This is a genomic window from Streptomyces tendae (assembly GCF_008632955.1).
GTDB lineage: Bacteria > Actinomycetota > Actinomycetes > Streptomycetales > Streptomycetaceae > Streptomyces.
The window spans coordinates 6,458,671-6,483,675 of sequence record NZ_CP043959.1 but is presented as its reverse complement, the minus strand read 5'-3'; the positions used below and the strand labels follow the sequence as shown (position 1 = coordinate 6,483,675).

Annotated in this window: 21 protein-coding genes; 14 read left to right on the top strand and 7 right to left on the bottom strand. The window is 73.7% G+C overall.

Features of this window, described 5'->3' with window-relative positions; translation table 11 throughout:
* Nucleotides 1–3 precede the first annotated feature (3 nt).
* From F3L20_RS29650 to F3L20_RS29630, 5 genes are all read left to right on the top strand, one after another.
* A complete protein-coding gene (locus tag F3L20_RS29650; RefSeq protein ID WP_150156897.1) occupies nt 4–1,848 on the top strand; it encodes an acetyl/propionyl/methylcrotonyl-CoA carboxylase subunit alpha in 1,845 nt (614 codons plus the stop codon).
* Between the two features lie 153 nt (nt 1,849–2,001).
* Nucleotides 2,002–3,165, top strand: a complete 1,164-nt coding sequence (locus F3L20_RS29645) for an acyl-CoA dehydrogenase family protein (RefSeq protein ID WP_150156896.1) — start codon at nt 2,002–2,004, stop codon at nt 3,163–3,165.
* Between the two features lie 29 nt (nt 3,166–3,194).
* Nucleotides 3,195–4,775, top strand: a complete 1,581-nt coding sequence (locus F3L20_RS29640; RefSeq protein ID WP_150156895.1) for a 4-coumarate--CoA ligase family protein — start codon at nt 3,195–3,197, stop codon at nt 4,773–4,775.
* Nucleotides 4,772–5,506 (top strand): enoyl-CoA hydratase family protein, encoded by a 735-nt coding sequence (locus F3L20_RS29635; protein WP_150156894.1) that lies wholly within the window; start codon nt 4,772–4,774, stop codon nt 5,504–5,506. The genes F3L20_RS29640 and F3L20_RS29635 overlap by 4 nt, the downstream gene beginning before the upstream one ends.
* A gap of 7 nt (nt 5,507–5,513) precedes the next feature.
* Nucleotides 5,514–6,128, top strand: a complete 615-nt coding sequence (locus F3L20_RS29630; protein WP_206338833.1) for a TetR/AcrR family transcriptional regulator — start codon at nt 5,514–5,516, stop codon at nt 6,126–6,128.
* Nucleotides 6,129–6,488: 360 nt separating this feature from the next.
* Here F3L20_RS29630 and pdxH read toward each other — a convergent pair whose 3' ends face one another.
* Entirely contained in the window at nt 6,489–7,175 is a 687-nt protein-coding gene (gene pdxH / locus F3L20_RS29625) for a pyridoxamine 5'-phosphate oxidase (protein ID WP_150156893.1), read from the bottom strand.
* A 290-nt stretch (nt 7,176–7,465) separates the two neighbouring features.
* Here pdxH and F3L20_RS29620 point away from each other — a divergent pair, with 290 nt between their 5' ends.
* The 3 genes from F3L20_RS29620 to F3L20_RS29610 all read left to right on the top strand — a co-directional run bounded on the left by F3L20_RS29620 (nt 7,466) and on the right by F3L20_RS29610 (nt 10,994).
* Nucleotides 7,466–8,566: a citrate synthase 2 gene (locus tag F3L20_RS29620; protein ID WP_150156892.1), complete on the top strand. Its 1,101-nt coding sequence runs from the start codon at nt 7,466–7,468 to the stop codon at nt 8,564–8,566.
* A 422-nt stretch (nt 8,567–8,988) separates the two neighbouring features.
* Nucleotides 8,989–9,456, top strand: coding sequence for a GNAT family N-acetyltransferase (locus tag F3L20_RS29615; protein ID WP_150156891.1), 468 nt, complete (start codon nt 8,989–8,991; stop codon nt 9,454–9,456).
* Nucleotides 9,457–9,599: 143 nt separating this feature from the next.
* Complete coding sequence (locus tag F3L20_RS29610) at nt 9,600–10,994, top strand: PAS domain-containing protein (RefSeq protein ID WP_150156890.1); 1,395 nt, start codon at nt 9,600–9,602, stop codon at nt 10,992–10,994.
* Between the two features lie 121 nt (nt 10,995–11,115).
* Here the strand turns inward: F3L20_RS29610 and F3L20_RS29605 are convergent, their stop codons facing one another.
* Nucleotides 11,116–11,871, bottom strand: coding sequence for an SIS domain-containing protein (locus tag F3L20_RS29605; RefSeq protein WP_150156889.1), 756 nt, complete (start codon nt 11,869–11,871; stop codon nt 11,116–11,118).
* A 231-nt stretch (nt 11,872–12,102) separates the two neighbouring features.
* Here F3L20_RS29605 and F3L20_RS29600 point away from each other — a divergent pair, with 231 nt between their 5' ends.
* The gene (locus tag F3L20_RS29600; protein ID WP_024884243.1) at nt 12,103–12,795 is read left to right on the top strand and encodes a metal-dependent transcriptional regulator; all 693 of its coding nucleotides are present in this window, start codon (nt 12,103–12,105) and stop codon (nt 12,793–12,795) included.
* Nucleotides 12,796–13,306: 511 nt separating this feature from the next.
* Nucleotides 13,307–14,185 carry an alpha/beta fold hydrolase gene (locus F3L20_RS29595; RefSeq protein WP_150156888.1) on the top strand — a complete coding sequence of 293 codons (879 nt, stop codon included), beginning with the start codon at nt 13,307–13,309 and terminating at the stop codon, nt 14,183–14,185.
* A 57-nt stretch (nt 14,186–14,242) separates the two neighbouring features.
* Here the strand turns inward: F3L20_RS29595 and F3L20_RS29590 are convergent, their stop codons facing one another.
* From F3L20_RS29590 to F3L20_RS29575, 4 genes are all read right to left on the bottom strand, one after another.
* Nucleotides 14,243–14,989 carry an alpha/beta hydrolase gene (locus tag F3L20_RS29590; protein WP_145826796.1) on the bottom strand — a complete coding sequence of 249 codons (747 nt, stop codon included), beginning with the start codon at nt 14,987–14,989 and terminating at the stop codon, nt 14,243–14,245.
* A 199-nt stretch (nt 14,990–15,188) separates the two neighbouring features.
* Nucleotides 15,189–16,781, bottom strand: coding sequence for a transporter (locus tag F3L20_RS29585; protein WP_150156887.1), 1,593 nt, complete (start codon nt 16,779–16,781; stop codon nt 15,189–15,191).
* Entirely contained in the window at nt 16,778–17,554 is a 777-nt protein-coding gene (locus F3L20_RS29580) for an ABC transporter ATP-binding protein (protein ID WP_150156886.1), read from the bottom strand. The genes F3L20_RS29585 and F3L20_RS29580 overlap by 4 nt, the downstream gene beginning before the upstream one ends.
* A gap of 74 nt (nt 17,555–17,628) precedes the next feature.
* Nucleotides 17,629–18,291 (bottom strand): bifunctional DNA primase/polymerase, encoded by a 663-nt coding sequence (locus tag F3L20_RS29575; RefSeq protein ID WP_150157542.1) that lies wholly within the window; start codon nt 18,289–18,291, stop codon nt 17,629–17,631.
* Nucleotides 18,292–18,600: 309 nt separating this feature from the next.
* Between F3L20_RS29575 and F3L20_RS29570 the strand changes: the two genes are divergently transcribed.
* Together F3L20_RS29570 and F3L20_RS34990 are read left to right on the top strand one after the other, a co-directional pair.
* Nucleotides 18,601–19,986 carry a transcriptional regulator gene (locus tag F3L20_RS29570; RefSeq protein ID WP_150156885.1) on the top strand — a complete coding sequence of 462 codons (1,386 nt, stop codon included), beginning with the start codon at nt 18,601–18,603 and terminating at the stop codon, nt 19,984–19,986.
* A gap of 1,206 nt (nt 19,987–21,192) precedes the next feature.
* Nucleotides 21,193–21,930, top strand: coding sequence for a hypothetical protein (locus F3L20_RS34990; RefSeq protein WP_240810785.1), 738 nt, complete (start codon nt 21,193–21,195; stop codon nt 21,928–21,930).
* A gap of 105 nt (nt 21,931–22,035) precedes the next feature.
* Here F3L20_RS34990 and F3L20_RS29560 read toward each other — a convergent pair whose 3' ends face one another.
* Nucleotides 22,036–23,349 (bottom strand): ABC transporter substrate-binding protein, encoded by a 1,314-nt coding sequence (locus F3L20_RS29560; RefSeq protein ID WP_150156884.1) that lies wholly within the window; start codon nt 23,347–23,349, stop codon nt 22,036–22,038.
* Between the two features lie 172 nt (nt 23,350–23,521).
* Here F3L20_RS29560 and F3L20_RS29555 point away from each other — a divergent pair, with 172 nt between their 5' ends.
* Both F3L20_RS29555 and purU read left to right on the top strand, forming a co-directional pair.
* On the top strand, nt 23,522–23,968 hold the full coding sequence (locus F3L20_RS29555; RefSeq protein WP_024884252.1) for an SCO4402 family protein: 447 nt from the start codon (nt 23,522–23,524) through the stop codon (nt 23,966–23,968).
* Between the two features lie 47 nt (nt 23,969–24,015).
* On the top strand, nt 24,016–24,897 hold the full coding sequence (purU, locus tag F3L20_RS29550) for a formyltetrahydrofolate deformylase (protein WP_150156883.1): 882 nt from the start codon (nt 24,016–24,018) through the stop codon (nt 24,895–24,897).
* The last annotated feature ends 108 nt before the right edge of the window (nt 24,898–25,005 follow it).

Genomic DNA, 25,005 nt, shown 5'->3' with positions numbered 1-25,005 from the left:
CCAGTGATTACTTCCGTCCTTGTCGCGAACCGCGGTGAGATCGCCTGCCGCATCGCCCGCACCTGCCGTGACCTCGGCATCCGGACCGTCGCCGTGCACTCCGACGCCGACGCGGGCGCCCTCCACACACGCGTCGCCGACACGGCCGTACGGCTCCCCGGCTCCGCGCCCGCCGACACGTATCTGCGCGGCGACCTGATCGTGAAGGCCGCCCTCGCGGCCGGCGCGGACGCCGTGCACCCCGGCTACGGCTTCCTCTCCGAGAACGCCGGCTTCGCGCGCGCCGTCCAGGACGCCGGCCTGGAGTGGATCGGGCCGCCGCCGGAGGCGATCGAGGCGATGGCGTCCAAGACGCGCGCCAAGCGGCTCATGGGCGTCGAACCGCTCACCGACGTCACCGAGGCCGACCTGCCGGTGCTGGTGAAGGCCGCGGCCGGCGGCGGCGGACGCGGCATGCGCGTGGTGCGCCGTCTCGCCGATCTGGACGGCGAACTCGCCGCCGCCCGCGCGGAGGCCGCGAGCGCCTTCGGCGACGGAGAGGTGTTCGTCGAGCCGTACCTGGAGGACGGCCGGCACGTCGAGGTGCAGGTGCTCGCCGACACCCACGGCACGGTGTGGGCGCTCGGTACCCGCGACTGCTCCCTGCAGCGCAGGCACCAGAAGGTGATCGAGGAGGCCCCGGCGCCCGGCCTCTCCGACGCGCTCACCGAGGAACTTCACACGCTCGCCGTACGCGCCGCCCGCGCCGTCGGCTACGTCGGCGCGGGCACCGTGGAGTTCCTGGTCGCGGGGGAGCGGGCACACTTCCTGGAGATGAACACCCGGCTCCAGGTCGAACACCCCGTCACCGAGGAGGTGTTCGACCTGGACCTGGTCGCCGAGCAGATCCGGGTCGCCGAAGGACACGCGCTGGACGCCGAGCCGCCGGCCCCGCGCGGCCACGCCGTCGAGGCCCGCCTCTACGCCGAGGACCCCGCCCACGACTGGGCCCCGCAGACCGGCCGCCTGCACCGCCTCGCCGTCCCCGGCGCCGTCCGCCTCGACACCGGCTACACCGACGGCGACGACATCGGCGTCCACTACGACCCGATGCTCGCCAAGGTCGTGGCCCACGCCCCGACCCGCGCGGAGGCGGTCCGCAAACTTGCGGCCGCCCTGGAGCGCGCCGTGATCCACGGTCCCGTCACCAACCGTGACCTGCTCGTCCGCTCTCTGCGCCACGGGGAGTTCACCCAGGGCCACATGGACACCGGCTTCTACGACCGTCACCTGACCGCCCTCACCGCGCCCGCCGCCGACCCGTACGCCCCGCTCGCCGCCGCCCTCGCCGACGCGCACGGCCGTTCCCGCTTCGGCGGCTGGCGCAACGTGCCGTCGCAGCCGCAGGTGAAGAGGTACGCGACGAACGGCGAGGAGCACGAGGTGCGTTACCGCCACACCCGCAGTGGCCTCGCGGCCGACGGCGTGACGGTCGTCCACGCCGACGCGGCCCTGGTGATCCTCGAGGTCGACGGCGTACGACGGCGCTACGAGGTGAGCCGCTACGGCGACCGTGTGTACCTCGGCGCCACCGCGCTCACCGTCCTGCCCCGCTTCCCCGACCCGGAGCCCGACCACGCCCCCGGCTCCCTCCTCGCCCCGATGCCCGGCACGGTCGTCCGCATCGCCGAGGGCGTCACCGAGGGAGCGAGCGTGGAGGCCGGCCGGCCTCTGCTCTGGCTGGAGGCGATGAAGATGCAGCACAAGATCACCGCCCCCACCACGGGCACCCTCACCGCCCTCCACGCAACCCCCGGCCGGCAGGTCGAAGTGGGCGCCCTCTTGGCGGTGGTGCGGGAAGCCCCCTGAGGGGCGCGGGGGAACTGCGCGACCAGCCGCGCGAACCCGCAGGGAGCGCACGTCCCAAGGACACCCCCACAGGGGCGCGGGGAACTGCGCGACCAGCCGCACACGACCCGCACCGCCCCTACGACTCAAGCCCCTGCCTCCCAAGGAGCCCACATGCCGGTGATCGAGTCAGAAGAACACAAGGCCCTCCGCGCAGCGGTATCCGCCCTGGGTCACAAATACGGCCGCGCCTACTTCACCCGCACCGTGGAGGAAGGCAGGCCCGCCACCGAACTCTGGGCGGAGGCCGCCAAACTCGGCTACCTCGGCGTCAACCTTCCGGAGGAACACGGCGGAGGAGGCGGCGGCATCTCCGAACTCTCCATCGTCCTGGAGGAACTCGGCGCCGCCGGCTGCCCCCTCCTCCTCATGGTGGTCACCCCGGCCATCTGCGGCACGGTGATCGCCCGCTTCGGCACCGAGGAACAGAAGCGGGACTGGCTGCCCGCCCTCGCCGACGGCACCCGCACCATGGCCTTCGGCATCACCGAGCCCGACGCCGGCTCCAACTCCCACCGCATCACCACGACCGCGCGCCGCGACCCCGCCACCGGCGACTGGCTCCTCACCGGCCGCAAGGTGTTCGTCTCCGGCGTGGACATCGCCGACGCCACCCTGATCGTCGGCCGCACCGAGGACGCCCGCACCGGGCGCCTGAAGCCCTGCCTGTTCATCGTCCCGCGCGACACCCCCGGCTTCCGGCGCCACAAGATCGACATGGAACTCAACGCGTCGGAGAAGCAGTTCGAGCTGGTCCTCGACGACGTGCGGCTGCCCGCCGACGCGCTCGTGGGCGACGAGGACGCCGGTCTGCTCCAGCTGTTCGCCGGGCTGAACCCCGAGCGCATCATGACGGCCGCGTTCGCGATCGGCATGGGCCGCTTCGCGCTGTCCCGCGCCGTCGAGTACGCCCGCGACCGCACCGTCTGGAAAGCGCCCATCGGCTCCCACCAGGCGATCGCGCACCCCCTCGCGCAGGCCCACATCGACCTCGAACTGGCCCGCCTGATGATGCAGAAGGCCGCCCACCTCTACGACGCCGGCGACGACATCGGCGCCGGGGAGGCCGCCAACATGGCGAAGTACGCGGCGGCGGAGGCGTGCGTGAAGGCCGTCGACCAGGCCGTGCACACCCTCGGCGGCAACGGCCTCACCCGCGAGTTCGGGCTCGCCTCGCTGATAACGGCCGCACGCGTGTCTCGTATTGCCCCGGTGAGCCGGGAGATGATTCTCAACTACGTCTCCCACCAGACCCTGGGCCTGCCCAAGTCGTACTAGGCAGGCCTCCCGGCCGTCTTGGAGGAACCATGTTCCGCAGCGAGTACGCAGACGTCACGCCGGTCGACCTCCCCATCCACGAGGCGGTGCTCGGGCGCGCCGCCGAGTTCGGGAACGTCCCGGCGCTGATCGACGGCACCGACGGCACCACCCTCACCTACGAACAGCTGGACCGCTTCCACCGGCGGGTCTCCGCCGGGCTCGCCGGGGCGGGCGTGCGCAAAGGGGACGTGCTCGCCCTGCACAGCCCCAACACGATCGCCTTCCCCACCGCCTTCTACGCGGCGACCCGCGCGGGCGCCTCCGTCACCACCGTGCATCCCCTCGCCACGCCCGAGGAGTTCGCGAAGCAGCTGACGGACAGCGCGGCCCGCTGGATCGTCACCGTCTCGCCGCTGCTGGACTCCGCACGCCGGGCCGCCGAACTCGCGGGCGGGGTCGAGGAGATCTTCGTCTGCGACAGCGCGCCCGGACACCGCTCGCTGATCGACATGCTCGCCTCCACGGCCCCCGAGCCGGTCGTCGACATCGACCCCGCCGAGGACGTCGCCGCGCTGCCGTACTCCTCCGGGACGACCGGCATCCCCAAGGGCGTGATGCTCACCCACCGGCAGATCGCCACCAACCTCGCCCAGCTCCAGCCGGCGATCACGGCGGGTCCCGGCGACCGCATCCTCGCCGTGCTGCCGTTCTTTCACATCTACGGCCTCACGGCCCTGATGAACGCCCCGCTGCGGCACGGCGCGACCGTCGTCGTGCTGCCGCGCTTCGACCTGGAGCAGTTCCTCGCGGCCGTCCAGAACCACCGCATCACCGCCCTCTACGTCGCCCCGCCGATCGTGCTGGCCCTCGCCAAGCACCCCCTCGTCGCCCAGTACGACCTCAGCTCGCTGAAACACGTCATCAGCGCCGCCGCGCCCCTGGACGCGAGCCTCGCCGCCGCCTGCGCGCAGCGGCTCGGCCTGCCCCCGGTCGGCCAGGCGTACGGCATGACGGAGCTGTCGCCCGGCACCCACGTCGTACCGCTGGACCTCATGGAGGAGGCCCCGCCCGGCACCGTCGGCAAGCTCATCGCCGGCACCGAGATGCGGATCGTGTCCCTCGACGACCCCGGCAAGGACCTCGGTCCGGGCGAGTCCGGGGAGATCCTCATCCGCGGCCCGCAGGTGATGAAGGGCTACCTCGGACGCCCCGACGCCACCGCCGCGATGATCGACGAGGACGGCTGGCTGCACACCGGCGACGTGGGTCATGTGGACGACGACGGGTGGCTGTTCGTCGTCGACCGGGTGAAGGAGCTCATCAAGTACAAGGGCTTCCAGGTCGCGCCCGCCGAGCTGGAGGCGCTGCTGCTCACCCACCCCGGTGTCGCCGACGCGGCCGTCATCGGCGTCTACAACGACGACGGCAACGAGGTCCCGCACGCCTTCGTCGTCCGCCACCCCTCCGCCCCGGAACTCACCGAGGGCGAGGTCATGATGTACGTCGCCGAGCACGTCGCCCCGTACAAGCGGGTCCGGCACGTCACCTTCATCGACGGCGTGCCCCGCGCCGCCTCCGGAAAGATCCTGCGCCGCGAACTCCGGACGGCGCACAAGGAGCCCTCGTGACCCTGATAGGCCGCAGTCGCACCCGGGGCGTCGAGACCCTGTCCCTCGACGCCCCGGAGCGCCGCAACGCCCTGTCCGCCGCACTCGTCGGCGACCTCGCCGCCGCGCTCACCGACGCCGGGAAGGACCCCGGCGTCCGCGCGGTGGTCCTCACCCACACCGGCAACACCTTCAGCGCCGGCGCCGACCTCAAGGACCCGCCCGCCCCCTCCGCGCTGGTCGGGCTGCTCCGGCAGATCGTCGAGCTGCCCAGACCGGTCGTCGCCCGGGTCACCGGGCACGTCCGCGCGGGCGGCCTCGGACTGCTCGCCGCCTGCGACGTCGCCGTCGCCTCCCGCGCGGCCACGTTCGCCTTCACCGAGGTGCGCATCGGGGTCGCCCCCGCGGTGATCTCCCTGCCGCTGCTGCCCCGCACCGACCCCCGTGCGCTGGCCCGCTACTACCTCACCGGGGAGCGGTTCGACGCCGACGAGGCCGCCCGCGTCGGCCTGCTCACCGCGGCCGGTGACGACGTCGACGACACCCTCGCCCCCGTCCTCGACGGGCTGCGCCGGTCCGCCCCCGAGGCCCTGGCCGAGACGAAACGGCTGCTCACGGCTAGGGTGCTGGAGACCTTCGACCGGGACGCGGGCGCCCTGACCGCGCTCTCGGCCCGCCTCTTCGCCTCCGCGCACGCACGCGAGGGCATGACGGCGTTCCTCGAACGACGGGATCCGGAATGGGTGGTGTGAGCGCGGCATGGGTGGTGTGAGCACGGCCGACCGGGCCGGACGCGTCCCCAAGCAGGACCGCAGCCGGGCCACCCGGCAGCGGCTCCTGGAGGCCGCCGTGGCCTGCCTCGCCGAACACGGCTGGGCGGGCTCCACGGTCTCCGTCGTCGCCGAACGCGCGGGCGTCTCCCGGGGGGCGGCCCAGCACCACTTCCCGACCCGGGAGGACCTCTTCACGGCCGCCGTGGAGTACGTCGCCGAGGAACGCTCCACGGCCCTGCGCGCCCTCTTCCCCGAAGGGGCCGCCGCCTCCGACCGCCGCGCGGTGGTCGCCGCCCTCGTCGGCCTCTACACCGGCCCGCTGTTCCGCGCCGCCCTGCACCTGTGGGTGGCCGCCTCCAACGAGGAGCAGCTGCGCCCGCGCGTGACCGAGCTGGAGCTGCGCGTCGGGCGCGAGTCGCACCGCATCGCGGTGGAGCTCCTCGGCGCGGACGAGTCCCGCCCCGGCGCCCGGGAGACCGTGCAGGGCCTCCTGGACATGGCCCGCGGCCTGGGCCTCGCCAACCTCCTCACCGACGACACCGCCCGCCGCGAACGGGTGGTCGCCCAGTGGGCGGACCTCCTGGACGACGCCCTGCGCTGAGGACGCCGCCGACGGCACCGCCTACGGCGTGCGCACGGGTGGGTGACCACTTCCAGACGCTCGTCGACCTCGACGCCGCCCCCGGCGAGGCGGCGGAGTAGGCGGACCGTGGGCCGGCGTGGCTGGTGACCGAAGGCATCGTCCCGGCCGACCGGAACCCTTGCTTCTGGGGCGTGCCGCTCGGGCATCCGCCCGGTCCGCACCGGCGTCGCACGGGCGGGGTCGGACTGCCGCCTCCTGCGGCGAAGGCGTTGCGGACCGCCCGCCCGGCCGGGCTGTTCGGCGGTCGGTCGGCCTGGCGGTTCGGCGGGCGTCGCACGGTGTGCCCCGGGGATGCCCTGACGAGCCCCGCGGGGGAACTCACGGAGCGAGTCGCTCCACCCTCCAGCCCCCGCCGGGCACGGCGACGTAGCGCAGGCGGTCGTGGAGGCGGTTCTCGCGGCCCTGCCAGAACTCCACCGTCTCCGGCACCACCCGGAAACCGCCCCAGTGCGGCGGCACCGGCACCCGCTCGGGCTCCGGGTAGCGCGCCGCCAGCTCGTCGTACGCCGTGTCGAGCACCTCGCGGGACGCGATCACCGTCGACTGGCCGCTGGCCCACGCGCCCAGCTGCGAGCCGTGCGGCCGGGTGCGGAAGTACGCGGCCGTCTCGTCGCGGCCGGTGCGCCGCGCCGTGCCGGTGACGATGACCTGCCGGGCCACCGGGTGCCACGGGAACAGCAGTGAGACATGCGGGTTCTCGGCGAGGTCACGGCCCTTGCGGGAGGCGTAGTTCGTGTAGAAGACGAACCCGGCCTCGTCGAACTGCTTCAGCAGCACCGTGCGCGAGCTGGGCCGGCCCGCCGCGTCCGCCGTCGACACGATCATGGCGTTCGGCTCGAACAGCCCGCCCTCCCGTGCGGCCTGCGCGAACCAGCGCGCGAACTGCTCGACGGGGGTGGCGGCGAGGTCGGTCTCGGAGAGCCCTTCGGTCCGGTACTGCTTGCGCATCGAGGCGAGATCGAGGGGAACGGCGTCTCGGTCGGTCACGCCGTCATCCTGCCGCATCCGCGTCACCCCCGAGGGCCCACGGTGGCCTGGGTCACAAACGCGCGGTGCCCAACGTCACGGGTGGCACTCAGTGCCGCGAACCCTCCCCAAAACTGGCACTCAGGGATATCGTGCTCGCACTGATCCGGTTGGGTGACCGCCAGCCGGGCATCACAGGGGTGACGTCCACGACCGCGAGTCCTCCCGAGCCGACCGCGGATCCCACGGACCCACGCCGACCGCGCCACGACACATGGTCGTCCCACCCCACAACACCATCTGTCACCCACCTCAGAAGGAGCCGCCTGATGTCCGACTTCGTACCCGGGCTCGAAGGAGTCGTCGCGTTCGAGACGGAGATCGCCGAACCGGACAAGGAGGGCGGCGCCCTGCGCTACCGGGGCGTCGACATCGAGGATCTGGTCGGTCACGTCTCCTTCGGCAACGTCTGGGGACTGCTCGTCGACGGGGCGTTCGCCCCCGGACTGCCGCCCGCCGAGCCGTTCCCCATTCCCGTGCACTCCGGTGACATCCGCGTCGACGTGCAGTCCGCGCTCGCCATGCTGGCCCCCGTCTGGGGCCTGAAACCGCTCCTCGACATCGATGCCGCCCAGGCCCGCGACGACCTCGCCCGCGCCGCCGTGATGGCCCTGTCGTACGTCGCCCAGTCGGCGCGCGGCCAGGGGCTGCCGATGGTGCCGCAGAGCGAGATCGACAAGGCCGAGTCGGTCGTCGAGCGCTTCATGATCCGCTGGCGCGGCGAGCCCGACCCCAAGCACGTCGCCGCAGTCGACGCGTACTGGACGTCGGCCGCCGAGCACGGGATGAACGCCTCCACGTTCACCGCCCGGGTCATCGCCTCCACCGGCGCGGACGTCGCGGCCGCCCTCTCCGGGGCCGTCGGTGCCATGTCCGGCCCGCTGCACGGGGGCGCACCCTCGCGCGTGCTGGGCATGATCGAGGAGATCGAGCGCACCGGGGACGCCGAGGCGTACGTCAAGCAGGCCCTCGACAAGGGCGAGCGCCTGATGGGATTCGGCCACCGCGTCTACCGTGCGGAGGACCCGCGCGCCCGCGTCCTGCGCCGCACCGCCCGCGAGCTGGGGGCGCCGCGTTTCGAGGTCGCCGAGGCGCTGGAGAAGGCCGCGCTGGCCGAGCTGCACGCCCGCCGCCCGGACCGGGTGCTGGCCACGAACGTGGAGTTCTGGGCCGCGATCGTGCTGGACTTCGCCGAGGTGCCGGCGCACATGTTCACGTCGATGTTCACCTGTGCCCGGACCGCCGGCTGGTCGGCGCACATCCTGGAGCAGAAGCGCACGGGCCGTCTGGTCCGGCCGTCGGCCCGCTACGTGGGCCCGGGTTCGCGCGACCCGCGGGAGATCGAGGGGTACGCGTCCATCGCGCGCTGACCGCGCGCCGGGATCCTCGGAGCCCCCCGGGGGGATCCCCGGAGAACGCAGCGACCCGCGAGTCTGGTTCCCCCTGGGGGGAGCCGGCCGGACGATACCGGCGACTCGCGGGTCGGGTGACTGCGTTGGATTGGGCCGGTTGCGTGCATCACTCGCACGCCGGTCCGGCGCCGAACCGAGTACGGCGGCGGGCCACTAGCCCGCAGCCACCTCTTCCGTCCGGTTGTCATACATCTGCCGAACCACCTCCTTTCCGAAGTACCGCCACCTTAAGAACCGCTCGCCGCAGGATCAACCACTTTTTTTCCGGACCGTCCGCGGAGCCTTCCTCCGGGCGGCAGCGCGACACGTACACCCCGGCGCGCGGCGGCCCGCGCCGGATTTCCGTTGACCTCCGGGGCGGGCCACGGTTGGCTGCGCGGATGAGCGATCTCCGTATTCAGGCCGTGGACGGCGCGACCATGCTGGAGCAGTGGCGGCACGTCCACAACGTGGTCGTCCCGCCGGCCGCCATGTCGCCCGAGGAGGCCCGCGAGCGCCTCGACCGCGGGTACCGGCTGGACAACGCCTACGACGGCGACGAGCTGGTCGGCTGCTCGACGGTGCGGCCCCCGACGGGCGCGGACGCCGTCGCCACCGTCATCGCCCGGGTGCTGCCCGGGCACCGGCGCAAGGGCTTCGGGTCCGCGCTCCACGAGGCCGGGCTGGAGCAGGCGCGGGCGGCGGGCGCCGGGGCCGTCGAGACGGTGGTGCTCGCCGCGAACGAGGACGGCGTCCGGTTCGCCCGCGCGCGGGGATTCGACGAGACCGAGCGGTACGTCCTGCCCGGGGAGACCGATCTCTGGCTGACGCTGCGGCTCAGGGCTTGGCCGAGGACTTTTCCCTCGTGAAAGCGTGGGTACGAGGTCGGCGGACAACAATTCCCACAATCTTGTCGAGAACTCGATGTGCGCTGAGTCACGTTCAAGTTGAATGATTGCAAGTGAGCGAACCGTCGTGCCGTACGGGCGGACACAGCCTGCAGGGGGTCCAGGTGAGTGCATCCCGGCGTAGTGGGGCCACCGACGAGCTCGGGCCGGAAGGGCCCGAGCCCGAGCGGGAGGGGCCGTCCGGCTCCGATCTGCTCGCGGCGCTGCTCGACGGCATGGACGCGGCCCTGTGCGCCTTCGACGCGGACGGTGTGGTGACGCACTGGAACCGTGAGGCCGAGCGCATCCTCGGCTGGACCGCCGCCGAGGCCGTGGGCCGGGCCGGGTTCGCCGGGTGGGCCGTGCGCAGCGCGGACGCCGAGGAGGTCGAGGCGCGGCTGATGTCGGCCATGGACGCGCCGGGCCGCCAGGTGAACGAGTTCGCGCTGCTGACCAAGGAGGGCGGCCGGGTGCTGGTGCGCACCCAGTCGGCGGCCGTGCGCGGTCCGGACGGCAAGCCCGCCGGGGTGTACTGCGCGTTCAGCGAGGTGCACGCGCAGATCGACCTGGAGCGCTCGATCGCGCTGAGCGAGGCGCTGCTGGAGGACGCGAGCTGGGGTGTCGTCCTGGTCGACGCCGACCTGCGGCCCGCCGTGGTGAACGCGCACGCCGCGCGGGCGCTGGGCGCCGGGCGCACGTCCGTGCTGGGGCGCCCGCTGGGCGAGCTGCTGGCGCAGGGCGTGGAGGAGCTGGAGAGCGCCCTGACGCATGTGCTGGCGGAGGGCGCGCCGCCCGCGCCGGCCGAGTTGTGGGTGAGCGTGCGCACACCGGAGGGGGAGCGCCGGCGGTGCTGGCGCAGCGGGTTCGTGCGGCTGGCGTCGCCGCTCGCCGAGGAGCCGGTGCCGCTCGGGGTCGGCTGGCTGTTCCAGGACGTGACCGACTCGCGGCAGGGCGAGCAGGAGGCGTCGCTGCTGCGGTTCCGCGCGCAGCAGCTGCACCGCGCGGCGCGTGCGGCGGCCGAGTGCGAGGACCCGGCGGAGGCGGCGACGGTCCACCTGGACTTCGCGCTCGCCGGATTCGCCGACCACGCCCTGATCGACCGCGTGGCGGGCGGCGGCGAGGACACCGACCGGGTGCGGCTCGTGCGGATCGCGGCCACCCCTTCCGGGGCGCCGGGGCCCAGCAGGCTGGACGGCCGGGCGGGGCTGCCGACGCGCTACGCCGAGGGGCATCCGGCGCTGCAGTGCGTGGAGCGGGCCGGGTCGGTGCGGGCCGGCGCGGGCTCGCTGCCGGCGGAGGCGGCCCGCACCTGGGCGCTGGCGCGGCAGTGGCCCGAGGACGCGGTGCACGCGCTGTGCACGGTGCTGCGCAGCAGGGGACGCACGCTCGGTGCCGTGACGTTTCTGCGGACCGCGAACCGCACGACGTTCGAACGCTCCGACGCCATGTACGCGGAGGACGTCGCCGCCCACATCGCCACGGCCCTGGACCTGGCGGCCCTGCTGCCCGAGGACCACTGACCCGGGGGCCCTGGAGGGTTTCGGCCACGCGTCGGGGGCCGTACGGGCTTGAGGCACGTACGGAGGAGGGTCAGAGACGTACGCGCGCCAGGTCCGTGTGAGGGCCAGGCCCGTACGGGCGTCAGTGGCGGTAGAAGATGCGGTCGCCGTACTCGGACATGACGCGGGCGTTCCAGTCGTGTCCGCCGTCCACGTTGCCCGAGCGCAGCAGCGGCGGCTCGATGCCGCGGTCGGCGAGGGCGGCCGCCGCGGTGGCCATGACCGCCTGCAGCAGCGCCGAGGTGACGACCGTGGACGCGGGTGCGAACGGCGCGGGCACGCCGTCCCAGGTGAGCTCCGCGTCGCCGACCGCGATGCCCGAGTCGAGCACCAGATCGCAGTGGTCCTTGAGGAACGTCCCGGAGGAGTGCCGCGAGGAGGTCTCGGACGCGTACGCCACCGACGTCACGCCGATCACCCGCACGCCCATCGTGCGGGCCTTCATCGCCATCTCCACCGGCAGCGCGTTGCGCCCGGACAGGGAGATGATCACCAGCACGTCGCCCTCCCGCAGGGGCGAGGACTCCAGCACCACGCTCGCCAGCCCGTCCACCCGCTCCAGCGCGGAGCCCAGGGTCGCCGGCATCACGTCGACGCCCACCATGCCCGGCACGGTCAGCAGGTTCATCAGGGCGAGGCCGCCCGCCCGGTAGACGAGGTCCTGCGCGGCGAGCGAGGAGTGGCCCGCGCCGAAGGCGAAGAGCCGTCCGCCGTCGGCGACCGCGTCGGCGAGCAGGGTGCCCGCGGCCGCGATCGGCTCGGCCTCCTCGTCGCGCAGCCGCCGCAGCAGCCCGATCGCGGCGTCGAGGAACTGACCGGCGGGCGTGCGGTCGCTCATGCGGTTTCCCTTCGGGGCGGACACGTCGCCGATCACCGTGCGGTCTGGACCACTGCCGTGTCAATACGGTGGTGGTGCGGGCCGGTTTCCGACGGCCGGGCCCTCTCGTTTTCGGGGCGCGGCCCGGTTGTCGGCCGTATGCGTAAGAATTGAAGCTCGGGCCAGCGCACACGCCGGTGAGCAGTCCAGCCTCCGGCAGAGCCAATCCGCAGATCTCATCGAGGGGCACGTATGTCCGGACTGATCGACACCACGGAGATGTATCTCCGCACCATCCTCGAGCTGGAGGAGGAAGGTGTGGTCCCCATGCGCGCCCGGATCGCCGAGCGGCTCGACCAGAGCGGGCCGACGGTCAGCCAGACGGTGGCCCGGATGGAGCGCGACGGTCTGGTGTCCGTCGCCCCGGACCGTCATCTGGAGCTCACGGAGGAGGGTCGCCGGCTGGCCACCCGCGTGATGCGCAAGCACCGCCTCGCCGAGTGTCTCCTGGTCGACGTGATCGGCCTGGAGTGGGAGCAGGTGCACGCCGAGGCGTGTCGCTGGGAGCACGTGATGAGCGAGGCCGTCGAGCGCCGCGTCCTGGAGCTGCTGCGGCACCCCACCGAGTCGCCGTACGGCAACCCGATCCCGGGGCTCGAGGAGCTGGGGGAGACGGACGGCGCCGACCCCTTCCTCGACGAGGGCATGGTGTCGCTGGCCGACCTGGACCCGGGCGCCGAGGGCAAGACGGTGGTCGTGCGCCGGATCGGCGAGCCGATCCAGACGGACGCGCAGCTGATGTACTCGCTGCGCCGGGCGGGTGTGCAGCCCGGCTCGGTGGTGAGCGTGACGGAGTCGGCGGGCGGGGTGCTGGTCGGCAGCAGCGGCGAGGCGGCCGAGCTGGAGTCGGAGGTCGCCTCGCACGTCTTCGTCGCCAAGCCCTGACCCCCGGCCCGCGGGGGCGAAGGCCTCACGCCCGCCGGTGCGAACGCGCCGAATCCGGGGTCCGTTGCGCCGAATCGCAGCGCCTCCCCGGCCGGCGTGCGAGGCTGTCGCGTGAGGCATATGACCTGAGGGGTTCTTGGCCGGACGACGTGGACGCCCGGCCGGGGAGGGGCGGGACGATGTGCCGTGACCACGTGAGGAGCCCCGGCGCCGTGCGGCGCCGGGGCCTGTCCTCCCCTGTGCTGACCCGGAGCCCCGAGCTCTCAGGGTCATTCCCCTCGGACCGTTTTCCCCGAGCGGTCCGCCTCCCGCTGAAGATCTCCCCCGGGCCACGACGGTCAATCCCCGAACGGGGTCACTCGAACGAGGGGTGTTGCCGGGCAGACGGGCATTTTCGAATGCTCATTCGATAACGTGCGGCAGTGGTGACAGGCAGGAGCCGGCGGACCGACGGGTCCGGTGGACCGGCGGCAGGCAGTGGGCAGGCAGCGAGCTTGGGGGGTGCCAGACCATGGCGCGACGCATCGACGTGACGGGGGCGGACGGCGTACGTCTGGCCGCCTGGGAGTTCGGCGACCCGGCCAAGAACGGGCCCGGCCCGGTGGCGGACACCGCCGCGGACGCGCCCGGCGTGCTGTTACTGCACGGCCTGATGGGCCGCGCCTCGCACTGGGCGTCCACCGCCCGCCGGCTTTCCGCGCGCCACCGCGCGATCGCCCTCGACCAGCGCGGCCACGGCCGCAGCGAGAAGCCCTCGGACGCCTCCTTCACCCGCGGCGCCTACGTCGACGACGCGGAGGCCGCCCTCGAACAGCTCAGGCTCGGGCCCGCCGTCCTCATCGGCCACGCGATGGGCGCGCTGACCGCCTGGCAGCTGGCCGCCAGACGCCCCGACCTGGTCGGCGGCCTGATCATCTGCGACATGCGGGCCTCGGCCCTCGGGGGCGCCTCGCAGCGCGAGTGGGCGGAGTGGTTCGCCTCCTGGCCCGTGCCGTTCGCCACCCTGGCCGACGTGCGCAAGTGGTTCGGTGAGGACGACCCCTGGGTGGAGCGGCCGAACCCGGCCCGCGGCGAGTTCTACGCCGAGGTGATGGCCGAGTCCCCCGACGGCTGGCGCCCGGTCTTCGACCCGGACCAGATGCTCCGCTCCCGCGAGACCTGGGTGTACGACGCGCACTGGGAGGAGCTGGCGCAGGTCCGCTGCCCCGCCCTGGTGGTACGCGGCCTGGACGGCGAACTGGGCCGCGCGGAGGCTCAGGAGATGGTCCGGGTCCTGCCCCGCGGCCGGTACGCCGAGGTCGCCGACGCCGGCCACCTGGTCCACTACGACCAGCCCGACGCCTGGTTCTCCGCCATCGAACCGTTCCTGGAGTCCCTCGACGAGACGTGAGGGCCCCCGGGAGCCCGAGCCGCCGCCCGCGGCCCGGGCTCCCCCGGGAAACCGGCGTCAGGCGGCCTTCAGATGCCGTGCGAGGAACCGGGCCGCGGCGTCCCCCGCGTGCTCCGGGACGCCGGTGTGGCCGCCCAGGTGGGCGTGCAGCGACTTCTCCCCGGAACCGAAGGCGTCGAACAGGTCCAGGGCCGCCTGCCGCTCGTTCCCCTCGTCGTCCCACTGGAGCAGGACGTGCAGCGGAACGGTCACCCGCCGGGCCTCCTCGAACATGACCCGGGGCACCAGGCTCCCCGCGAACAGGACGGCGGCCTCGATGCGCGGGTCGGCCACCGCCAGCCCGATGCCGACGGAGATCAGCCCGCCCGAGTAGCCGACCGGACCGCCGATCCCGGGCAGCGCCAGCAGGGCGTCCAGGGCGGACCGCCATTCCGGGACCGCCCGCTCGACCAACGGGAGGACGAGCGCGTCGACGATCTCGTCGCCGACCGGACCGCCCGCCCGCATCGCCCGCCGGAGACCGGCGCGGGCCTCGTCCAGGGCCGGCCACGCGGGCCGGTCGCCGCTGCCGGGGAGCTCGACGGTGGCCGTCGCGAAACCGTCCGCCGCGGCCCGGCGGGCCCGGGCCACCAGCCGGGGATACATCGCGCGCAGGCCCAGCGGGGGGTGGCCGAGCAGGATCAGCGGCACCGGCGCGGCAGCGGACGCGGCCGGCGGCGTCCACAGCAGGCCGGGAACCTCGCCGAGGGTGAACTCGCGTTCCAGGAGACCGTCGTCGAGGTGCTTCTCGGAGATGACATGCATGGTCGTGCCTTTCGGGAGTGCGCTGGAACGGCGCTCCCGGACGACCTGCCTATCGCCCGACCGTGACCCCGGAGGGGAGCACCCATGTCAGTACGGCGTTCACGGGTACCACCTCCTCGCTCTCTCGCACGGCCTCCGGGACCGTAGCAGCGGCCACCCCGGCCGCCAACCGGTTTTCCCACGCGGCGGCGGGGCGCGCTCAGCCCTTGCTGACCGCCGCGATGATCTCCGGGAGCCGTCCGGCCGTCCGGGGCGCGGCCAGACGCAGACCGCCGAGGGCCAGCAGCGCCCCGTAGACCGTGCCCACGGGGAGCAGGAGCCACCGGAGGTCCTGGCCGCTCTCGCCGAGGTTCAGCCCGATGGTCGCGGCGATCACCGGCAGGCACAGCAGGGCCGCCGCCATCATGCCGCCGAAGATCGAGATCCAGGCGAGCCCGACCTGGCCGGGGGCGACGTTCTTGTAGCCGTCCTGCGGCACCGAGTACGGGAAGCGGGCCGAGGTCCACGCGCCGGTCGCGAGCATCGCACCGAGCAGCGCGAAGGACAGTCCCAGCGCCTCCGGCAGTCTCGCCCAGTCGTCCAGCATCGCGGTCGTCAGCACGGTGACGAGCGTGGCGTACGGCAGGGTGATCAGCAGCAGAGCCAGGGCGCGGGCGCGCAGTTCGACGTAGGCGTCACGGGTGGAGGAGATGGTCGTCGCGACCATCCAGAACGCCGAGGTGTCCTGCCCGAACTGGTTGTACATCTGGATGCCGAGCATCCCGGCGGCGAAACAGGCGAAGTACACCGAGCCGGTGCCCTGCCAGGCGTTGAACACCGGCACGATCAGGCCGATCGCCAGCGACGTCACCCACGCGGCCTTCGTCTTCGGGTCGCGCCAGATGTAGCGCAGGCTGCGCTCCATCACCGTGCCGGTCCTGCCCTGCGGCAGCAGGCGTCCGAGTCCGGCCGAGGGGCGGTCGCGCACCGCGGAATCGCCCGCCTGGAGCGTGGAGCCGTCCGGCGAGGTCATCAGCCGGGTCAGGGAGCGCGACCACAGCACCAGCAGCGCCGCGAGCGCCGCCGCGCTCACCGCCAGCTGGGCCGCCGCTGCCCCGTACGACCCCTCGCCGGCCGTGTGCACGGCGCCGACCGCCGACGCGGCCGGGAGCCAGCGCAGCACGTCCGCCACCGGGTCCAGCTGCTCCAGGCCGGACGAACCGAGCCGCTGCACACCGAAGTTGACCACCTGCGCGCCGATCGCGATGACCAGACCGCTGAGCACCGCGAGGTCGCGGCCCTTGCGGCTGGTGAGCAGCCGTACGTTCGCCGCGGCCACGGCCCGCGCGAGGGCCACGCACACCAGCAGCGCCAGCGGGACGGCGAGGACGCCCACCGCGAAGGCCGCCGCGCCGTGCGCGACGGCGATCACCGAGCCGGTCAGCAGGCACAGCGAGAAGAGCGGCCCGATGCCCACCAGGGAGGCCGCCAGCAGAGCCCGGACCAGGGGCCGCGGGCGCAGCGGCAGCATCACCAGGCGGGTCGGGTCGAGGGTCTCGTCGCCGCCGGGGAAGAACAGCGGCATCACCGCCCAGCCGAGGGCCAGCACCGCCACCAGCAGCACGACCAGCGACTCGACGTGGTCGAAGCCGCGCAGCGCGACGAGTCCGAGCACCTGGAGCGCGGCGAACAGCAGCGCGAAGACGGCGGAGGCGATGTACGCGGCGCGGCGGCCGCCTGACTGGCGCAGGCCGTTGCGCAGCAGCGACAGCTTCAGCCGTACGACGACGGGGGTGATCGCGGGCGCGCTCACCGGGCCCCGCCGCCCAGCCAGTCGAGGTGGGACCCGGCGTCGCGGCTGTCGGCGCCGACCAGTTCGAGAAACGCCCGCTGGAGGGTGGGGGCGTCGCCGCGCACCTCGGCGAGCGGGCCGTGGGCACGGATGCGGCCCGCGGCCATCACCGCCACCCAGTCGCACAGTGACTCCACGAGCTCCATCACGTGGGAGGAGAACACCACCGTGGCGCCGGACGTCGTGTAGCGCTCCAGCACGCCCCGGATGGTCTGCGCGGACACCGGGTCCACACCCTCGAACGGCTCGTCCAGGAACAGGACTTCCGGATTGTGCAGCAGGGCGGCGGCCAGGCCGATCTTCTTGCGCATGCCGGTGGAGTAGTCGACGACGAGCTTGTGCTGGGCACCGGCCAGGTCGAGGACGTCGAGCAGCTGCGTGGCGCGCTTGTCGACCTCCTCACCGGGCAGCCCGCGCAACCGGCCGCTGTAGGCGAGCAGTTCGCGCCCGGAGAGCCGCTCGAAGAGGCGGAGTCCCTCCGGCAGGACGCCGATCCGGGCCTTGACCGCGACCGGGTCCCGCCACACGTCGTGCCCGGCGATCTCGACGGTGCCCTGGTCCGGGCGCAGCAGCCCGGTCACCATGGACAGCGTGGTGGTCTTCCCGGCGCCGTTCGGCCCGACCAGCCCGATGAACCGCCCCGCGGGCAGCTCGAGGTCGATCCCGCCGACGGCGACCTGCTCCCCGAACCGCTTCCACAGGCCCCGCACACGTACGGCAACAGTCCCCACCACGTCTCCCTCCGTCGGCCCCGAGCCTAAGGGGAACGGACCGCGGGATCACGGCGCGGGGGCGGGCGGTGCTCCGGTCACCGGTCCCGGCCGCACGCGTACGCCAGCGCGGACGCCAGCTCCTCCGCGTCCGGCAGCCAGCGGTTCTCCCGGGTCGGCCGGCGGACCCACTGCACGGCTCCGCGGCATCCGACCCGGGTCGGCGGGGCGGCCACGTACGCCCCCTCGCCCAGGACGGCCAGGTCGAGCGACGGCAGCGCCCACCCCAGCTCGCGCACCAGCTCCGGGAGCTTCGCCGCCGCGCCGGGCAGGACGAAGAACTCCGTGCGCCGGTGCGGTGTCCGGGTCACCGGGCCCGGCGTGAGCCCCATCCGCTCCATCCGCGCCAGCGCCAGGAGTCCGGCCGTCTCCGGCACGGAGATCGCGTCGAAGGTGCGCCCGGTGGGCAGCAGGATCGAGGCGTCGGGCCGCTGCTGCCACATCCGGCGCGCGACGGTGGCGCTGCCGGTGGACTGCGCCGCCCAGTCGGGGCGGCCCGGGTGCGCGCCCGGCGCGGAGCACGCGAGGTCACCGCACGAGCAGACGTGCACCCCGTCGACGACCTCGGTCCAGGTGCCCGGCACCACGTCCCAGTGCCGCTCCTCGGCATAACGCACGGCGGTGTCCAGCAGCGATTCCCCGCGCTGCGTCGGGATCTGTACGGCGTCGGCGCCCGCGATCGTCTCTTCCACGATGAACACAACTACAGCCGTCACCAGGGGTTACGCCCGTCCCTGTGCGCGGGGGAGGGGCATCGGGTCCGTGTCCGGGGCGCATGGGTGCATCCGCGGGGGCGCGCGGGGGGATCCGCCACCGCGACGGGGTAACCAGGAGGGGGGCCGGCGACCGCCGTTACCCCGGCAATTCTCACATGTCCCGCATTGTCGGTATGTCGACGGGGCATTGATTCTCCCGGCCGTACGTCTCGCCGGGACGACGTGAGACGTACGGCCGCGGACAACACGTCAACCCGGTGCGTGGGCAGGCACCGCAGCCTCAGGGGGTACGCCATGGCCGCAAGGCCGCTCGTCGCCCGGCAGCCGAACGAACGGCTGCAGGCGCTCATCCAGGAAGCCGGATGCTCCAACGCCGGACTGGCCCGCAGGGTCAACATGTGCGGCGCGGAGCACGGCCTCGACCTGCGCTACGACAAGACGTCGGTGGCGCGCTGGCTGCGGGGCCAGCAGCCGCGGGGCCGGGCACCGGCGATCATCGCGGAGGCGCTGGGCCGCAAGCTGGGCCGTACGGTCACGATCGACGAGATCGGCATGGCCAACGGCAAGAACCTCGCGTCGGGGGTCGGCCTGCAGTTCTCGCCGACGGTGCTGGGAGCCGTCGAGCAGGTCTGCGAGCTGTGGCGCAGTGACGTGGGGCGGCGGGACTTCCTGTCCGGGTCCTCGGTCGCCGCCTCGGCGCTGGTGGAGCCCAGCCGGGACTGGCTGATCTCCGCGCCCGACGGGCAGGTGGCGCGCTCCACCGGCCCGCGTGTGGGCCAGTCCGACGTGGCGGCGGTGCGGTCCATGACGGAGGCGCTGGTCGCCCTGGACCACCAGTACGGCAGCGGGCACGTCCGCCCGGTCGTGGTGCACTACCTCAACAGCGTCGTCTCGGGGATGCTGGCCGGGTCGTACCGCGAGGCGGTCGGGCGCGACCTGTTCGCCGCCGTCGCCCGACTCACCGAACTGGCCGGGTACATGGCCGTCGACACCGGCCAACCGGGCCTGGCGCAGCGCTACTACATCCAGGCGCTGCGGCTGGCGCAGGCGGCCGGGGACCGCGGCTACGGCGGATACGTGCTCGCCGCGTCCATGAGCCACCTCGCCGCGCAGCTCGGAAACCCGCGTGAGATCGCCCAGTTGGCGCGGGCGGCGCAGGAGGGCGCGCGGGGGCGCGTGACACCCCGCGCGGAGGCGATGTTCCTCGCGGCGGAGGCTCGGGGGCACGCGCTGATGGGTGACGCCCAGGCCGCGGAGGCCGCCGCGGGCCGCGCGGTGAGCGCCCTGGAGGCCGCGGAGCCGGACTCCGGGGACGACCCGCCGTGGATCGCGCACTTCGACGAGGCTTACCTCGCCGACGAGTTGGCGCACTGCCACCGTGACCTCGGCCGGCCGGAGGCCGCCGCGCGGTACGCCCAGGCGTCGCTGGACGGCCACCCGCCCTCGCGGGCCCGGCGCCGGGCGATCGGCTATGTGCTGCTGGCCACCGCCCAGGTGCAGCAGCGCGAGATCGAACAGGCCTGCAACACCGGCCTGAAGGCGGCGGACCTGCTGGGCGGGCTGCGCTCCAACCGGGGCGCCGAGTACCTGGAGGACCTCCAGCAGCGCCTGGAGCCGTACCGCGAGGAGCCGGTGGTCAGGGAGTTCGGGGCCCGCATGGAGCTCCAGACGGCGGCGTGACGTACGTGACACCCCGTGCGGCACATGAGGCGGACGGGGCGGAAGGGGAGGTAATCAGCGTGCGGTGACGTGGTTTTGTTACCGCGCTCACAGGGCAGGAGGTCCGGTTCTGTGCTGCGTGGCACCGGGCTCCGGGGACCCGGTAGCGTGAGCCGACGATTCACAAGGTCCCCCATTAGTAGGAGTCCCGGTGACGCAGAGTGGACAGGGCGAGGAGCCCTCGGCGCGCCCCGCGCGCGAAGGCATCGTGCTGCCCTCCGACGGTGGTGAGCCCCTGCTGCCGGGCATGACGTCCGGTCCAGTGGCGCCCGGCGGCACGGCCGGCCGGTCGCCCGCCGGCGGGTTCCCCGCCTCCGCGCCGCCCGGCGGCCAGACCTGGGGGACCCCCTGGGGCCCCGAGCAGCAGCAGGCCGCCCCGGCGCCGGGCCAGGAGTGGCCGGCCGCGGGCGACGGGTCCTGGCAGCAGCAGCCGCAGCAGCAGCCCTCCTGGGACGCCGGCGGCCAGACCCCGGCCGGCCAGGGCCCAGGCCCCCTGCCGCCCGAGGGCACCCCGTCCCAGGGCGGCTACCCGGCCGCGAACGGCACCCCGGACGCGTACGGCCACGGCGCGCACGCCGGCCAGCAGGGCGCCGGCTACGGCACACCGGCACGGACGGCTACGGCACACCGGACGGCTACGGCACGGCACGGACGGCTACGGCACCGGCGGCACGGACGGCTACGGCACCGGCGGCGCGGGGGCGTACGGCGGGCACGGCGCGGGTTACGGCACTCCGGACGGGGGAGGCTACGGCTACCCGGCCGCCCAGGGCGCGCCGCTGCCGCCGCCCGCCCCGGACGGGGCCGAGGGCGCCACGCAGTTCCTCCCGCCGGTCGCCGCGGGCGGTCCCGACGAGGGGGCGACCCAGTACATACCGCCGGTCGCCCGGGCGCGCTGCCGCCCGAGATGCCCGCCGCGCACGACGCGGAGGCCACCCGCAACCTCGCCATGCCCCGCAGCCCGCGGCCGGCCCCGGCCCGCTGCCGCAGCACGGCAACCCGGACGCCGAGCCCACCCAGTTCATCGCCCCGATCACCGACCAGGGGCCGCCGCAGCCCTACGGCGCCGCGCCCGACGACGGCAGCCGGCAGCCGCCGGCCGAGTTCGACAACCTCTTCCGCACCGACGACGGCGGCGCCGCGGGGTCCACCCAGCAGCTTCCGCGCATGGAGTACGGACGTCCCGCCCGGGCCGACCGCACCCCGCCCGGACCGCCCACGCCTCCCGCGCCGCCCGCCCCCCGTGGCGGACGCGGCGGCGGTGGTGGCCGTGGCGGCGGCCCGCGGTGGCCGCTGATCGCCGCGGTCGGGGTCGGTATCGCCGTCGTCGGTGTCGGCGCGGGCGCCCTGCTCGGCAGCGGCGGCGGGGACGACGACTCCGGGAAGAACCAGCCGGTGTCCGCCACCGCGCCCGCGAGCGAGGAGGCCTCGGCCTCACCGTCCGTCGACCCGGCCCGGGAGCAGGCCGTCGAGCTGGACAAGCTGCTGGCGCACAGCGGCGACAGCCGCAGCACCGTGATCAGTGCGGTGGAGGACGTGAAGGCGTGCCGTGACCTCGGCAAGGCCGCGTCCGACCTGCGCGAGGCCGCGAAGCAGCGGAACCAGCTGGTGACGGACCTGTCCCAGCTGTCCGTGGACAAGCTGCCCGAGCACCAGACGCTGACGGAGGCGCTGAAGAAGGCGTGGAAGGCGTCCGCCTCGGCCGACGACCACTACGCGCGCTGGGCGGAACAGACGGCGGGCAAGAAGGGGTGCAAGAAGGGGCAGGCGCGGTCGACCCGTGAGACGGAGGAGGGGAACCGGGCGAGCGGGACGGCTACGGAGCAGAAGAAGAAGGCTTCCGAGTTGTGGAACGAGATCGCTCGTCAGTACGGGCTGACCGAGCGGGCGCCGACCCAGCTGTAGGGCTGGGTCGACGGCGGCGCCCCACGGGGTGGGGGCTTCGGGCCGGTGGCGGGGTGCCGGTGCGTGGGGGTTGATCGCGCAGTTCCACGCTCCCCCCGGGGGTGCCTACAGGGAGGCGTCGCGGAGGGTGGAGGTGACGTCGGTGAAGCCCTTCGAGGCGGAGACCAGACGGCCCTGGTCCACCACCTGGAGGGTCACGTTCGCGTTGACCAGGCGGGGAAGGCCGACGGCGGCCAGCTTGTCCTGGAACCGCCAGCGCAGCGTCGGCGTGAGGTCGCCGGTGGAGACCTTCAGACCGTCGTCCAGGGCCCCGCTCACCGTGTCCGCGCTGACCTCGCCGTCCCCGAGCGACTCCACGGCCTGCCGGAGGACGGTGTAGGCGATCCACGTGGTCTGCACCCCGGCGTCCGCCGGGTCGATGCGGTTGTCGCCGAACGCCTCCGCCCGGATCACCTCCTTCATCGGCTTCCAGCGCGCGTCGCCCGCCTCCGGGTACCAGCCGGTCACGTACGCCCCCTCGTACGGCCCCGACGCCCCGCCGGAGGCGTCCAGCACCGTCTGGTCGACGCTGCCCAGCACGGTCGCGGTGCGCACTTCGGGGTGCTCGGTGCGGGCGCGCCGGAAGGAGTCCATGAACGTGCCGGTGCGGTCCCCGAGCGCCGGCACCACGCAGCCCTTCTCCCCGGAACCGGCGGCGTGCTCCAGCGCGCGCTCGGCGGTGTCGCCGTAGGAGGTCGCGGCCTCGGCGGCGCGCAGGTCTCCGGCCGGGTCGTGCCCGCCCGCCGTCAGGCCCGAGTCCAGCAGCGGGGGCAGCTGGTCGCCCGCGATGGTGTCGGGCCGGACCAGGGCGACCGGCCCGCACGCGTCGGCGAGGGTGCGGCCGAGACCGGCCAGCAGCGCGGGCTGACCGCCGTTGACGGGGTAGGACAGCGGGCTGGTGAACTCGTCGTGGGTGATGCCGTAGCCGCCGATGTACGGGATGCCGGCGGTCTCGAGCGTGGGCAGGAAGGCGTCGCCGTGCTGGCTGTAGGAGCCGACCACCGCGACGGCGTTCTCCGCGACCGCCCGCCGGGCGCAGCGCGCGGCGGCCAGCGGGTCGTCACCCTCGTCGCAGGTCAGCACCTCCAGCCGGCGGCCGTTGATGCCGCCCCGGGCGTTGACCCAGCGGGCGTAGGCCTCGGCGAACGCGGGCATGCCGGCCCTGTCGGTGGCCCCGGCGTCCTCGGTGTTCTCGGGCGCCCACGTCATCACGGTGATCGTGTCGTCCCCGGAGCCCCCCGTGACCCCGGGGACGATCCCGCACCCCGCGACCAGCGCGGCGGACGCCGCCAGGACGCCCGCGGCGAGGGCGCCGGCACGGGCGGTCCGGGCGAGGGGGTGGGGGAGGACGGTGCTGCGGATGCGTCGCCTGCCGGTCATGTCCCCGCACGATTCCCTCACACGGCGAACCCGGGAGTGACCCTCGGTCGACGGACGGTGACGCGGAGGTGAATTGCGGGGTCCCGTCCGACCGGTGCGGGAGGGAAACGTACGATCGACGACCGTGCAAGGTTCGGAGAACTCTTCCCGTCGCGGCCGTCGCTCCTCCACCATGGGCGGCATGCCACTCAACGACATGCCGTGGTGGCGCTGGCGCAGCAATGTGCGCTCCGCGCTGCACATGCTCTCCGACCCCGGCTTCCAGCGGGACGTCTGGCTGGCCGGCGTGCCCGGTTACGGGGACGTCACCGACGCCGTGTACCGGCTGGTCGAGGACACCTGGCTGGACAACTGGTCGGCGGAGAAGTACGTCGGCACGATCTTCCGTGACTCGCAGGAGGCCGCACTCGTCGACACCGCGGTGCTGCGCGTGCTGCGGATCATGCACCAGGTCGGCCCGGACGCCCAGGTGACCGCCTACCTGGAGCACGAGGGCTGGCCGGAGGCGGTCCGCGCGGCGCGCGACGCGCACGTGCGGATGGCGGCGAGCGACGGCGACGACCCTGACGCACCGCCCAGCACGCTCGAGGTGCTGCGCATCCTGACCCGGTCCGCGTAGCGGAACGGCAGGCCGGGCGCGGGCCCGGGTGTGCGACCCTTTCCCCCATGAGCGAGCAGTCCACCCGAGCCGCGGCCCCGGCCGACCAGTACGTCCTCACGCTGTTCTGTCCCGACAAGCAGGGCATCGTGCACGCCGTGTCCAGCTACCTGTTCATGACCGGCTGCAACATCGAGGACAGTCAGCAGTTCGGCGACCACGACACGGGTCTGTTCTTCATGCGCGTCCACTTCTCCGCCGAGGCGCCGGTCACCGTGGAGAAGCTGCGGGCGAGCTTCGCGGCCATCGGTGACTCGTTCCAGATGGACTGGCACATCAACCGGGCCGACGAGAAGATGCGCATCCTGCTCATGGTCAGCAGGTTCGGGCACTGCCTGAACGACCTGCTGTTCCGCGCGCGGACCGGCGCGCTGCCGGTGGAGATCGCCGGGGTGGTGTCCAACCACACCGACTTCGCCGAGCTGGTGGCCTCCTACAACATCCCCTTCCATCACATCCCGGTGACGAGGGACTCCAAGCAGGAGGCGGAGGCCCGGCTGCTGGAGATCGTGCGCGAGGAGGAGGTCGAACTCGTCGTCCTCGCCCGCTACATGCAGGTGCTCTCCGACGACCTGTGCAAGCAGTTGTCGGGGCGGATCATCAACATCCACCACTCCTTCCTGCCGAGCTTCAAGGGTGCGAAGCCGTATCACCAGGCGCACGCGCGGGGTGTGAAGCTGATCGGTGCGACCGCTCACTACGTCACCGCGGATCTTGACGAGGGGCCGATCATCGAGCAGGAGGTCGAGCGGGTGTCGCACGACGTCACGCCGGATCAACTGGTCGCCGTCGGGCGGGACGTGGAGTGCCAGGCGCTGGCGCGGGCGGTGAAGTGGCACGCTGAGCGGAGGATCCTGCTGAACGGCCGCCGCACCGTGGTGTTCGCCTGAGAGGCGGAGCCTTTCCGCCCGTTGGCGGCTGCGGGCCGTCGGGGGCCGTTCGCGCAGTTCCCCGCGCCCCTGAAGGGGCGCGGGGAACTGCGCGAGCAACCACGGATC